We start from the raw sequence: 372 nt of genomic DNA on the forward strand, positions 1-372 counted from the left end.
AGGCAAAAGCGCGTAATACCATGGAAAATGTTAAACCTAAAAATGGCAATAAACTGCGTGCAGGGTGGACCGTCAATACGGATGAATTTTATATTTCCAGAGAGACGGCACTTCATGTTGAGTATGCATTAACTGTTCAGGATATAGATTATTCGGCCAAATTTGCCGAAGTTAACAAAGTCAGAAAAACACGGCAGAGTTTAGACGCCATCAAGCGGGTGGAAAAACTGTTAGGCTATACCCAGAAATACCTGGTGCCTGATCCTGACTCAAACGGTAAAGGGACCCGTCACTACCAGCTGTTTGACCTGAATATAAATCCCATCAATATCGGGCTGGCTTATGCTTATGACCGCACCACCTCAGTCGATG

Annotated in this window: 1 pseudogene; it reads left to right on the plus strand. The window is 44.1% G+C overall.

The features are described from left to right. Positions 1–372, plus strand: a pseudogene (locus C5470_RS22255) (hypothetical protein); the annotation flags it as partial.

It is taken from the genome of Photorhabdus stackebrandtii, from assembly GCF_011189495.1.
Lineage (GTDB): Bacteria > Pseudomonadota > Gammaproteobacteria > Enterobacterales > Enterobacteriaceae > Photorhabdus > Photorhabdus khanii.